Source organism: Paraburkholderia sp. SG-MS1, assembly GCF_012275575.1.
Classification (GTDB): Bacteria; Pseudomonadota; Gammaproteobacteria; order Burkholderiales; family Burkholderiaceae; genus Paraburkholderia.
Genome location: NZ_NPIH01000063.1, coordinates 1 through 11,692 on the forward strand (window position 1 = coordinate 1; position 11,692 = coordinate 11,692).

The 11,692-nt window shown below is 66.1% G+C and carries 9 protein-coding genes and 1 pseudogene; 6 read left to right on the top strand and 4 right to left on the bottom strand.

Translation table 11 applies throughout. The annotated features are described in order from the left end of the window. Positions 1–13 precede the first annotated feature (13 nt). On the bottom strand, positions 14–1,474 hold the full coding sequence (glgA, locus tag CIC12_RS04635; protein ID WP_168662603.1) for a glycogen synthase GlgA: 1,461 nt from the start codon (positions 1,472–1,474) through the stop codon (positions 14–16). A 97-nt stretch (positions 1,475–1,571) separates the two neighbouring features. Further along, positions 1,572–2,843: a glucose-1-phosphate adenylyltransferase gene (gene glgC, locus CIC12_RS04640; protein WP_168662605.1), complete on the bottom strand. Its 1,272-nt coding sequence runs from the start codon at positions 2,841–2,843 to the stop codon at positions 1,572–1,574. 459 nt (positions 2,844–3,302) lie between these two features. Between glgC and CIC12_RS04645 the strand changes: the two genes are divergently transcribed. Then, positions 3,303–4,421, top strand: a complete 1,119-nt coding sequence (locus CIC12_RS04645; RefSeq protein WP_168662607.1) for an alpha/beta fold hydrolase — start codon at positions 3,303–3,305, stop codon at positions 4,419–4,421. A 106-nt stretch (positions 4,422–4,527) separates the two neighbouring features. Here CIC12_RS04645 and CIC12_RS04650 read toward each other — a convergent pair whose 3' ends face one another. Beyond that, positions 4,528–5,523 (bottom strand): LLM class flavin-dependent oxidoreductase, encoded by a 996-nt coding sequence (locus CIC12_RS04650; RefSeq protein WP_168662609.1) that lies wholly within the window; start codon positions 5,521–5,523, stop codon positions 4,528–4,530. Positions 5,524–5,802: 279 nt separating this feature from the next. Between CIC12_RS04650 and CIC12_RS04655 the strand changes: the two genes are divergently transcribed. The 4 genes from CIC12_RS04655 (at position 5,803) to CIC12_RS04670 (ending at position 10,237) form a co-directional block, all read left to right on the top strand. Then, positions 5,803–6,882: an LLM class flavin-dependent oxidoreductase gene (locus CIC12_RS04655; protein ID WP_168662611.1), complete on the top strand. Its 1,080-nt coding sequence runs from the start codon at positions 5,803–5,805 to the stop codon at positions 6,880–6,882. A 12-nt stretch (positions 6,883–6,894) separates the two neighbouring features. After that, on the top strand, positions 6,895–7,731 hold the full coding sequence (locus CIC12_RS04660; RefSeq protein ID WP_168662613.1) for a class II aldolase/adducin family protein: 837 nt from the start codon (positions 6,895–6,897) through the stop codon (positions 7,729–7,731). Positions 7,732–7,979: 248 nt separating this feature from the next. Beyond that, positions 7,980–8,639: a cysteine dioxygenase family protein gene (locus tag CIC12_RS04665; protein WP_168662615.1), complete on the top strand. Its 660-nt coding sequence runs from the start codon at positions 7,980–7,982 to the stop codon at positions 8,637–8,639. Continuing rightward, positions 8,636–10,237, top strand: coding sequence for a rhodanese-related sulfurtransferase (locus tag CIC12_RS04670; protein ID WP_168662617.1), 1,602 nt, complete (start codon positions 8,636–8,638; stop codon positions 10,235–10,237). Before CIC12_RS04665 ends, CIC12_RS04670 begins: the two co-directional genes overlap by 4 nt. A 48-nt stretch (positions 10,238–10,285) precedes the next feature. On the opposite strand, the gene CIC12_RS04675 is transcribed toward CIC12_RS04670, so the two are convergent. After that, positions 10,286–11,197, bottom strand: coding sequence for a LysR family transcriptional regulator (locus CIC12_RS04675; RefSeq protein WP_168662619.1), 912 nt, complete (start codon positions 11,195–11,197; stop codon positions 10,286–10,288). Positions 11,198–11,467: 270 nt separating this feature from the next. On the opposite strand from CIC12_RS04675, the pseudogene CIC12_RS04680 reads away from it, so the two are divergent. After that, a pseudogene (locus CIC12_RS04680) lies at positions 11,468–11,692 on the top strand (aliphatic sulfonates ABC transporter substrate-binding protein); the annotation flags it as partial.

Genomic DNA, 11,692 nt, shown 5'->3' on the forward strand with positions numbered 1-11,692 from the left:
CCCGCTCTCCAGATCAAACCAGTTCGCGATACAACGCCAGGTACCGCTCCGCCGACGCCCCCCAGCCGAAGTCCTGCCGCATCGCGCGGCGCTGCGCGGCCTTCCATTCGGTGCGTCGCCCATACAGCGCGAACGCACGGCGAATCGCGGCGGAGAGCCCCTTCGGGTCGAAGCATTCGAACACGAAGCCGGTGGCGAGATCGTCGGCGAGATTTTCGAGCGACGCGTCCGCCACTGTATCCGCGAGGCCGCCGACGCAATGCACGAGCGGCAGCGAGCCATACGCGAGCGCATAGAGCTGCGTGAGCCCGCACGGCTCGAAACGCGACGGCACCGCGATCACGTCGCTGCCCGCGACAATCGTATGCGCGAGCGTCTCGTCGAAACCGAGTTCCACGGCGACTGACTCTGGATGCGCCTGCGCGACCCGCTTCAGGCCATTCTCCAGCGCCGGGTCGCCGGTGCCGAACACGACCAGTTGCCCCCCACGCTTGACGATCTCGGGCACCGCGCCAAGCAGCAGATCGAGGCCCTTCTGTTCGGTCAGACGGCTCACCACGCCGAACAGCAGCGCATCGCTTTTCTGCGCGAGGCCGAAGCGTTTTTGCAATGCCTCCTTGCAGGCGAGCTTACCGGCGAGGCGCGTGGCGCTGTAGTGGTTGTCGAGCAACGCATCGTCGGCGGGGTTCCAGACTGCGTAGTCCACCCCGTTGAGAATGCCGCTCAGATCGTGCGAGCGATGGCGCAGCAGTGCGTCGAGCCCGCCGCCCTGGGCGAGCGTCTGGATTTCGCGCGCATAGGTCGGGCTGACGGTCGTGATGCGGTCACTGTAGAACAGCCCCGCCTTCAGAAACGACAACTGCCCGTAGAACTCGATGCCGTACATGCTGAAAAAATCGTCCGGCAGCGCGAGCTGGCCGAACTGATGCGCGGGGAAAACGCCCTGATACGCGAGGTTGTGCACCGTGAAGACGCTGCGCGCGAGCGCGCGGCCATGCTGGCGCTCGGCCGCTTTCAGATAGGCCGGCGCGAGCCCCGCATGCCAGTCGTGCGCGTGGACGATCTGCGGCGACCACGCCGGGTCCAGCTGCTGCGCCAGTTGCGCGGCTACCCAGCCGAGCAGCGCGAAACGCTGCGCGTTGTCGCCGTAGGGCACGTGTTCGTCGTTCAGGTAGGGGTTGCCGGGCCGGTCGTACAGCGTATCGGCGCGAATCACGTAGACGACCAGACCGTTCGACGGCAGCGTACCCCGCTCTAGCGTCACGCCCGGCGTGTCGAAGCGGCGCCCCAGCTGCGCGACCGGATGCAGGTCGGCGAGACCCGCGAGCACCGCGGGAAAGCCGGGCAGCAGCACCCGCACGTCGGCGCCGCGCTCGATCAGCGCGGGCGGCAGCGCGCCCGCGACGTCGGCGAGACCGCCCGTTTTGAGGAGGGGATACAGCTCGCTTGCGACGTGCAGGGCGCGAATCGTCATAGGCCGGGTCTCGTTCCTGAGTGAGGGTTGTGCGCCAGCTCATGCCGCGAGAAGCAAGACCGGGCTGGGGATGTTCGGCGGACGACCGCCGTGCGCGTCACTTCACCGCCTGCTTCTGGCGCAGCGCTTCGGGCGTGACCAGCACGACGCCATCGTCGGTGCGATAGAAGCGCTCGGCGTCGGCCACCGGATCTTCGCCGATCACCGTGCCATCCGGTATCGCGCAGCCGCGGTCTATCACCACCTTCTGCAGCCGGCAGCTCGCGCCGACTGTGACCTGTGGCAACAAGACTGCCTCATTGATATTACAGAACGAACTCACCTTCACGTTCGACGACAACACCGAGCGCGAAATCTGCGAGCCCGAGATCACGCAGCCGCCGCACACGATCAGATTGTTGCCCGAGCCTTGCAGCCCCTTCATGTCGCGTACGAACTTCGCGGGCGGCAACTGCTCCTGATACGTCCAGATCGGCCAGTTGCGGTCGTACAGGTCGAGCGTCGGGATCGTCGAGGCGAGGTCGAGATTGGCGGCCCAGTACGCGTCGATCGTGCCGACGTCGCGCCAGTACGGCTCCACGTTCGGGTCCGAGGACACGCACGACATGCTGAACGGATGCGCGATCGCTGTGCCTTGCGTGACGACGCGCGGCAGGATGTCCTTGCCGAAGTCGTGATCGGTATCGATGCTGGAGATGTTCTCTTCGAGCAGCGTGTACAGGTAGTCGACGCTGAACACGTAGATGCCCATGCTGGCGAGCGCCGTATCGGGACGGCCGGGGATCGCGGGCGGGTCGGCGGGCTTTTCGACGAAGCCGGTCACGCGGCGATTCTCATCCACCGCCATCACGCCGAACGCGACCGCGTCCATGCGCGGCACCTCGATGCAGCCGACCGTGCAGTCCGCGCCGCTTTCCGCATGGTCGGCGATCATGCGCGTGTAGTCCATCTTGTAGATGTGGTCGCCCGCGAGCACCACCACGTATTTCGGCCGGATCGAACGGATGATGTCGAGGTTCTGGAACACCGCGTCGGCGGTGCCGCGATACCAGTGCGCCCCTTCCACGCGCTGCTGCGCGGGCCACAGGTCGATGAACTCGCCGAATTCGCCGCGCAGGAAACTCCAGCCGCGCTGCATGTGCCGCAAGAGCGAATGCGCCTTGTACTGCGTGACCACGGCGATGCGGCGGATGCCGGAGTTCAGACAGTTGGACAGCGCGAAGTCGATGATCCGGTATTTGCCGCCGAAGTGCACCGCCGGCTTGACGCGCTTGTTGGTGAGCGGCCCGAGCCGCGTGCCCCGTCCGCCCGCGAGCACGATGGCGAGGGTGGTGCGCTGAATATCGGTGTGCCGCGCTGGAGTGTCCATGTCTGTCTCCTTTGCCGACCGCGGCGAGTGCACAGCACTGACGCCGGTCGCCTGCAAGATAGTTGCTGAGTTATAGGCCCGGATGGTGTAAGCCACTTGCTTCGCGCTGATGATTCGGGCTGCCAGGTGCTCCATCGACGCGGGGCCTGTCAGCTAGTTCTAGCACCGATTGGTCCCGAGCGAGAGTGCGAATTGCCCTCGGGCCGCGCGCGCGTCCATCTTGCGCACGATCGACTCTTGCACGGCGCTCATCCGTGCGGCACTGCACATAGAGCGTGAGGTCAGCGAGCGCAATATGCATGCCAAACCGGCCGACACGGCGGCGGCCTGCGCGACTGGCGGCACAGTCCAGCGGCGCGTCGTAGAATCGTGCGCTCTCGCGCCGCAGGCCGAAGGGCGGCGACCCGCCGCTCGGTCTTGCAGGTGCCCCTGCCGCGTCTTTTTTTGCAAAAAAATCCGATGAGTTATCGCCGCCATTCACTGCTTGCCCTGTTGAGCTTCTGCGCATGGGCTGCTGCATCCGCCGTTTGCTCTGCTTCGGCCGCCACGCCGCAGAACGCCGCCGCTGCGGGGATGAGCGGGGCCAGCCCGGTCTCCGCGAGCGCCGCCGCGCCTGTTGCCGATAACAGCGGTCCGGCTTACGGGCCCGAGTTGCAGGGCTTTACCTATCCCGCGCCGCTCGGGCGCTTCGAGTTCACGTCGCAAGGTGTGCCGCTGCAGATGGCCTACATGGACGTCAAACCCGCCACGCCTAACGGCCGCACGGCGGTGTTGCTGCATGGCAAGAACTTCTGCGCAGCGACGTGGGACGCGACCATTCATCGGCTGAGCGATGCCGGCTATCGCGTGATCGCGCCGGACCAGATCGGCTTCTGCAAATCGAGCAAGCCCGAGCACTATCAGTACAGCTTTCAGCAGCTCGCGCGCAACACGCATGCGCTGCTGGAATCGCTCGGCGTGAGCGACGTGACGATGATCGGTCATTCGACCGGCGGCATGCTGGCGATTCGCTATGCGCTGATGTATCCCCGCGAAACGCAGCAACTCGTGCTGGTGAATCCGATCGGTCTCGAAGACTGGAAGGCGAAGGGCGTGCCGTCGCTGTCGGTGGACCAGTGGTATGAGCGCGAACTGAAGACGAGCGCCGACGGCATCCGCCGCTACGAGCAGGCCACCTATTACGCGGGCCAGTGGCGCGCGGACTATGAACCCTGGGTGCAGATGCTGGCGGGAATGTACCGCGGCCCGGGCAAGCAGATCGTCGCGTGGAATTCCGCGCTGCTGTACGACATGATCTATACGCAGCCGGTCGTGTATGAACTGGGGCAGTTGAGCATGCCGACGCTATTGCTGATCGGGCAGAAGGACACCACCGCGATTGGCAAGGACGCGGCGCCGCCTGCGGTGCGTGCGCAGATTGGCCATTATCCGGAACTGGGCAAGGCGGCCGCGAAGGCGATCCCGCATGCGACGCTCATCGAGTTCGCGGAACTGGGGCACGCGCCGCAGATGCAGGACCCGCAGGCGTTTCATAAGGCGCTGCTGGACGGAATGGCGGCGGTGCCGGCGAATCGCTGAATGCGAACTTTTGTGGGCAAGCCGGTCGGCGCCTGACTGGCCGGCTGTCTGAGCAAAAAACAAGGGCGGCCAATGTGGCCGCCCTTTTTCATGCACGGGGGCGCGACTACTTCCCGGCACTCAACTCGTCACGCACTTGTGCGCCGATCTCGAACGATCGCAGCCGCGCTGCGTGATCGTAGATCTGCGCGGTGAGCATCAATTCGTCGGCACCTGTCTGATCGATGATCGACAACAGGCCTGCGCGCACCGCCTCGCGATCGCCGAGCACGGTGCACGCGAGCGAATGCGCGACGCCGTTCAATTCCATCTCCGACGCATCGATCCGCTCGACCGGCGGCTGCAACTGGCCGGGCGTGCCGCGCCGCAGGTTGATGAACTGCTGCTGCAGCGAGGTGAACAGACGCTGCGCTTCCTCGTTGGTATCGGCAGCGAACAGGTTGACGCCGACCATCGCATGCGGTTTGTCGAGCGTCGCCGACGGCCGGAACTGCGAGCGATAGACCTCCAGCGCGGTGAGCATGTAATCGGGCGCGAAGTGCGACGCGAACGCGAACGGCAGGCCGAGCGCCGCGGCGAGTTGCGCGCTGAACAGCGACGAGCCGAGCAGCCACAGCGGCACGTGCAGCCCCGCGCCCGGCACCGCGCGAATGCGCTGGCCCGGCACGGGATCGGCGAAATAGCGTTGCAACTCGACGACGTCGTCGGGGAAAGAATCGGCGCTGTTCTGCAGATCGCGGCGCAGCGCGCGAGCGGTGCTCTGATCGGTGCCCGGCGCGCGGCCGAGACCGAGGTCGATCCGATCGGGGTAGAGCGACGCGAGCGTGCCGAACTGCTCTGCGATGACGAGCGGCGCGTGGTTCGGCAACATGACGCCGCCCGAGCCGACGCGGATCGTCTTCGTGCCGCCCGCCACATAACCGATCACCACCGACGTCGCCGCGCTGGCAATGCCTGTCATGTTGTGATGTTCCGCGAGCCAGAAGCGGCGGTAGTTCCACTTTTCCGCATGCTGCGCGAGATCGAGCGTATTTCTGAACGCGTCCGCCGGCGTGGCGCCCGCGGTGACTGGCGAAAGGTCGAGGACCGAGAAGGGGATCATTGTCTGTTCGTTTGCTGTTTCCGGCGCTCTCGCGCGATGGGGGCATTGTGGCAAAGGTTGCGTTTTTCTGCTGACGGTGCGCGGATGTCCACGTTCGTCGAAGGGGGTTTGGGCCGCCGCCGGCTCGCTCAAACGTTACATGCAAAGCCGATATACATATGGCCGATCAATATTTAACAAGCGCATGTCGCGCTGCTACCGTAAGCCCCTCGAACGGCGTCACGCAGCCGGCGCAACACGCCGCCGCACCGCCGGGCAACCATTCAGGGAGACGCCGACGTGTCCATCGAATTCATCGGTATGATCCAGACCCGCAAGGTGTCTGAAACTCACGCGCCGCAAGGTCCCGCCGTCGACATCGGCTACGTTGGGCAATTCGCCCGCGCACATGAAGCCGCGGGCTTCGACCGCATTCTCGTGCCGCATCATTCGACCAGCCCCGACGCGCTGCTCACGGTGGCTCACGCAGCGAACGTGACGAGCCGTGTGCACTTCATGCTCGCGCACCGGCCGGGTTTCGTCGCGCCGACGCTCGCCGCGCGCCAGCTGGCGACGCTTGATCACTACTCGGGCGGACGCCTCGCGGTGCACATCATCTCCGGCGGCGACGATGCCGAACAACGCCGCGATGGCGACTACCTGTCGCACGACGAACGCTACGCACGTACCGACGAATACCTGCATATCCTGCGCCGCATCTGGACCGAGACGAAACCTTTCGATCATGCGGGCAAGTACTATCGCTTCGAGCAGGGCTTCTCCGAAGTCAAGCCCGTGCAGCAGCCGCATATTCCGGTGTACTTTGGCGGCGCGTCGGCGCCCGCGCGCGACATCGCCGGCCGTCACGCGGACGTCTACGCGCTGTGGGGCGAGTCGAAAGCCCAGGTGCGCCAGCAGGTGGCCCGCGTGCGCGAGCAGGCCGCGAAGCACGGCCGCAGCGTGCGCTTCTCGGTGTCGTTCCGGCCGATTCTCGCGGCCACCGAAGCCGCCGCGTGGGAGCGCGCGGAGCACATCCTCGCCGAAACGCGGCGGCTGCGCGCGGCACAGGGGCTCGGCGTCGGTGGTCCGGCGCAAAGCGAAGGCGCGCGGCGTCTGCTCGCGGCATCGGGCGAGTCGGATCGCGCCGACGAGCGCTTGTGGACCGGCATCGCGCGCGAAATCGGCGGACGCTCGAATTCGACCGCGCTGGTCGGCACGGCGGAACAGGTCGCCGATACGCTCGTTGAATATCACGCGCTCGGGGTGTCGACGTTCCTCGTGCGCGGCTTCGATCCGTTGGAAGACGCGATCGAATACGGCCGTGAACTGATTCCCGCGACCCGTGAACGCATCGCGCGCGTCGAGCGCGCGGCGGCCTGAACGGAGGCGCGCATGTCCGATCTCTCTCTCGCCGCAGTCGGCTCCCCGCGCCCAGCCGAGCCGCCGACGCTCGCGCGTCACGCGCCGCTGCGCAAGTTCTGGTTCGACGATGTGCCGCCGCGCGAGAGCATCGCGGCCGAACGCCGTCATCGGCAGGAACGGCTGGCCGTCGCGTTTCGTCTGTTTGCGCGTTATGGCTTCGATCAGGGGCTCGCCGGCCATATCACCGCGCGCGACCCCGAGTGGCCCGATCACTTCTGGGTCAATCCGTTCGGCAGGCACTTCAGCCGTATCCGCGTGTCCGACCTGCTGCTGGTGAATGCCGAAGGCGAGATCGTGGTCGGCGAAGGGCCGTTGAATCAGGCGGCCTTCGCGATCCACGCGGCTATCCATGAAGCGCGCCCCGACGTAATTGCGGCGGCTCACACGCATTCGCTGTACGGCAAGGCGTGGTCGACGCTCGGCCGCACGCTCGATCCGCTGACTCAGGATGCGTGCGCGTTCTATCAGGACCATGCACTGTTCGACGATTTTCGCGGCGTCGTGCTCGACACGGAGGAGGGCGCGCGAATCGCGGCGGCGCTCGGCGAGCGCAAGGCGGTGATCCTGAAGAATCACGGCATCCTCACGGCGGGCCCAAGCGTCGAAGCGGCGGCCTGGTGGTATATCGCGCTCGACAACGCGTGCCATACGCAATTGCTCGCGCAAGCCGCGGGCACCCCGCAAGCGATTGCGCACGACGTCGCCGCGCTCACGCACGAGCAGGTGGGCCGCCCGGGCGGTGCGCTGTTTGCATTCCAGAGCCTGCTGGAAGGGCTCGTGGAAGCGGAGCCCGACGTGCTCACTTGAGCGCGTCTCGACGACGCCGCACGCTTGCGGTTCGCGGCGCGCATCGCACGCGGATGGCAGGTGGATCGCACGCGGATCGCACGCGGATCGGCGGGCGACGCCCGTTTCGCGCACGCCGGCGCTGCGCTGCGCGAACGGCCTGCCGCGATGAACTGGCGTCTGCGTTGCGTTGCGTTGCGTTGCGTCCCAGCGCTCGCGCGGATGGCATGAGCGCGCGACGCGAGTCTATCCCTTTTCGAAACCCATCCATGACCCAGAGATTGAGGCCGGACCGGCTGCGCGCATTCGTCGGCCAGATCGCGTCGCTTGTCGGCGAAGCCGCGCATGACGACGCGAACCATGAATCTCACGACGCGTTGCAGAGCGCAGCCCGCAGGGAAGCGCGTCTGCTCGAAGCGGGCGCCGCCGCATTGCGCGAACTGATCGCCCACGACGACTGGCTGCCCGATGCATTCGCGCGGCCCCATCCCGAGCAGTACCAGCAATTCCTGTTGCACGCGGACGCGCGGCAGCGTTTCTCAATCGTCAGTTTTGTGTGGGGACCCGGCCAGACGACGCCCGTGCACGATCACACCGTCTGGGGTTTGATCGGCGTGCTGCGGGGCGCGGAAATTGCTCAGGCGTATCGTATCCGCGAGGACGGCGCGCTCACCGAACAGGGTGCGCCGCTGCGCCTCGAACAGGGGGCCGTGGACGCGGTGTCGCCGCGTATCGGCGACATCCATCGCGTGTGCAATGCTTTTGACGACCGTGCGTCGATCAGCATTCACGTGTACGGTGGAAACATCGGCGCGGTGACGCGCTCGGTCTATACCGGCGACGCGGGCCGTAAGACTTTCATCTCAGGTTACTCGAACGACGTGTTGCCGACTATCTGGAATGTCTCGAAGGAGTCTCTTACCCCATGAGTGTCATCAACGAATTCCGTACCCGATCATTTGAAGACGTGCGCGGCGCGCTTATCGCCCGTGAAGAAATTGCACTTGTCGACGTGCGCGAGGAAGACCCGCACGCGCGCAGTCATCCGTTGTTTGCCGCCAACCTGCCGCTGTCGCGGCTCGAACTGGACGCGCCAGTGCGCCTGCCACGCGTGGCGGTGCCGATTGTCGTATTCGACGCCGGCGAAGGCCTCGCCGAGCGCGCCGCGCGGCGCCTGACCGAAGTCGGCTACACCGACGTCGCCTTGCTCGACGGCGGCCTGCAAGGCTGGCGCGAAGCCGGCGGCGAACTGTTTCAGGACGTCAACGTGCCGAGCAAGGCGTTCGGCGAACTGGTGGAAAGTGTGCGCCACACGCCATCGCTATCGGCGCCGCAGGTGCAGGCGCTGCTCGATCATGAAGCCGACGTGGTGGTGCTCGACGCGCGCCGCTTCGACGAATACCAGACCATGAACATCCCCGGCAGCATCAGCGTGCCGGGCGCCGAACTGGTGCTGCGCGCGCGGCAACTCGCACCGAACCCGGCCACGCGGATCATCGTCAATTGCGCGGGGCGCACGCGCAGCATCATCGGTGCGCAATCGCTAATCAATGCGGGCGTGCCGAATCCGGTCGTGGCGCTGCGCAATGGCACGATCGGCTGGACGTTGGCGGGGCAGGCGCTCGCGCACGGCAGTTCACGCCGCTTCGAGCCGGTCGTCGACGACGCGCTGCGTTTGGCCGCCGCGGATGCCGCGCGCGTGGTCGCCGACCGCGCAAAGGTGGGCCGCACATCGCGCGACGAAGCGCGCCGCTGGGCCGACGAAGCGGTGCGCAGCGTGTATCGCTTCGACGTGCGCACGCCGGAGGAATACGAAGCGGGCCACGTGCCCGGTTTTCGCAGCGCGCCGGGCGGCCAGCTGGTGCAGGAAACCGACATGTTCACGCCGGTGCGCGGCGCGCGCGTGATTCTCGCGGACAACGACGGCGTGCGTGCGAATATGAGTGCGTCATGGCTCGCGCAGATGAATGTCGAGGTGTACGTGGTCGACGGTCTGAGCGCTGCCGACTTCGCCGAGAAGGGCGCGGCGCCGCCCGCGCGTCTCGCGCCCACGCCGCCCGATGCCGATGAGATCACGCCAGCCGAGTTGCGCGCGCTGCTGCAGTCGCCGGGCACGGTCGTACTCGATTTCACGACGAGCGCCAACTATGTGAAGCGCCACATTCCGGGCGCGTGCTTCGCGATTCGCGGCCTGCTCGATACGGCGGTGCGCAAATTACCGGATGCGCAACGCTATGTCGTGACCTGCGGCACCAGCCAGCTTGCACGCTTTGCCGCGCCCGAACTCGCGGCGCTGACGGGCCGCCCGGTGCAGGTGCTCAGCGGCGGCACGGCGGCGTGGATCGAAGCGGGCTTTCCAGTCGAAAGCGGCGAGACCCGCATGGCGTCGCCGCGCATCGATCGTTACCGGCGTCCGTATGAAGGCACCGATAACGCCCACGAAGCGATGAACGCCTATCTGGAGTGGGAATATGGGCTCGTCGCGCAGTTGGGGCGCGACGGCACGCATGGGTTTCGCGTGCTTTGACTTTGATTTGAGTCGAGTCCGGCCGAGGCGGCGCGGGCAGCGTGCGGTTCACGCCGCGCGCTGCTTGCGCGTTTCCTTGAACGCCCGCTCGATGACCGCGCCGAATTGCTCGACCGGCTGTTGCAGCTTGCCGAGCACGCGCGGCTGCACGAGCCAGATGTCGATCAGCGGCTTGAAGTCGCCGAGCGGGACGATGTCGAGCGCGCCGGTGTGCGCGCTCGCGTGCAGCAGCGGTAGCGGCACGAGGCCGAGCCCGTTGCCGCCCGCCACCAGTTGCAGTTGCAATTCGGTGCCGGGCGTTTCCAGATTGAGCTTGAGCGTGAGGCCGAGGCCTGTCAGCGCGCGTTGCAGTCCGTCGCGAAAGCCGCAACCATCGGGGTTCAACACCCAGCCGATCGACTGGCATTCTGCGAGTGTATGCACGCGCTTTTTCAGCATGCCTTTCTGCGCGACCACGGCAAGTTTGATGCGACCGAGCGAGCGCGCGGATAGCGCGTCGTCGAAGGTCTTGTTGGCGGGCAGCAGGATCGCGGCGGTGTCGAGTTCGCCCTGTTCGAGCCGTTGCAGCAACTGGCTGCCCCAGCCGGTCGACGCGCGCGCCCGCAGATCGGGGTAGGCGGCTTTCAGCGCGCCGATCGCGTCGCTCAGCGCGACGTCGGCGATGGTTTGCGCGACGCCCACGCGCAAGGTGCCGGCGGGCGGCGTGTCGGTGGCGACGATGCCGCGCAGTACGTCGAGTTCGCGCTGGATCACGCGGCACTGCTCATACACGACGCGGCCAGTGGTCGTCGCCTTGAGCGGCCGCGTATTGCGATCGAGCAGTTCGACGCCAAGCGCCTCTTCGAAATTCTGCAGACGTCGCGTGATCGCCGGTTGAGTGAGGCCGAGCGCGAGTGCCGCCTGTTGCAGCGACTGGCAGCGAATGACGGTGACGTAGGCGTCGATTTCGTCGATCTTCATGATGAGCGGTGCCGGGGGCGAGAGCGCAAAAGAATGCGCTCGATGATACCCGCCGCGCTGCGCACGCACGCATCGGTGCCGAATAAAATTCGCATATTTGCTTAGAAGAATAATGCGTTTGTCTTATACAGAGGCGTCCCTTATCGTCGATGGCAAATCACTTCGTGCCATCGGGCAAGCATCGCCATGACGACTCTGCGTTTTTCGTTCGATATCCTCTCTGTTTCGAAGCGTGCGTGGTCCGCATCGCTTCGCGCCGTCACGCTGACGATGGCCATGCTGCTGTGCGCCGCGCCCGCTCAGGCGGCCGATCTGCCGGTGTTGAAGGTTGGCGATCAGTCCTTGCAAACGCGCGGCATTCTCGAAGCGTCGGGCCAGTTGAAAGACCTGCCGTACAGGATCGAATGGTTCAATTTCCCGGCTGCGCAACCGCTCGGCGAAGCGTTGAACGCGGGTGCGGTCGATGTCGGCGGGCTCGGCGATGCGCCGCTCGTG

Excerpts from the sequence above, each read along its gene's own strand:
- glgA (WP_168662603.1), bottom strand. The coding sequence starts at position 1,474 with ATGACGATTCGCGCCCTGCACGTCGCAAGCGAGCTGTATCCCCTCCTC.
- glgC (WP_168662605.1), bottom strand. The coding sequence starts at position 2,843 with ATGGACACTCCAGCGCGGCACACCGATATTCAGCGCACCACCCTCGCC.
- CIC12_RS04645 (WP_168662607.1), top strand. The coding sequence starts at position 3,303 with ATGAGTTATCGCCGCCATTCACTGCTTGCCCTGTTGAGCTTCTGCGCA.
- CIC12_RS04650 (WP_168662609.1), bottom strand. The coding sequence starts at position 5,523 with ATGATCCCCTTCTCGGTCCTCGACCTTTCGCCAGTCACCGCGGGCGCC.
- CIC12_RS04660 (WP_168662613.1), top strand. The coding sequence starts at position 6,895 with ATGTCCGATCTCTCTCTCGCCGCAGTCGGCTCCCCGCGCCCAGCCGAG.
- CIC12_RS04665 (WP_168662615.1), top strand. The coding sequence starts at position 7,980 with ATGACCCAGAGATTGAGGCCGGACCGGCTGCGCGCATTCGTCGGCCAG.
- CIC12_RS04670 (WP_168662617.1), top strand. The coding sequence starts at position 8,636 with ATGAGTGTCATCAACGAATTCCGTACCCGATCATTTGAAGACGTGCGC.
- CIC12_RS04675 (WP_168662619.1), bottom strand. The coding sequence starts at position 11,197 with ATGAAGATCGACGAAATCGACGCCTACGTCACCGTCATTCGCTGCCAG.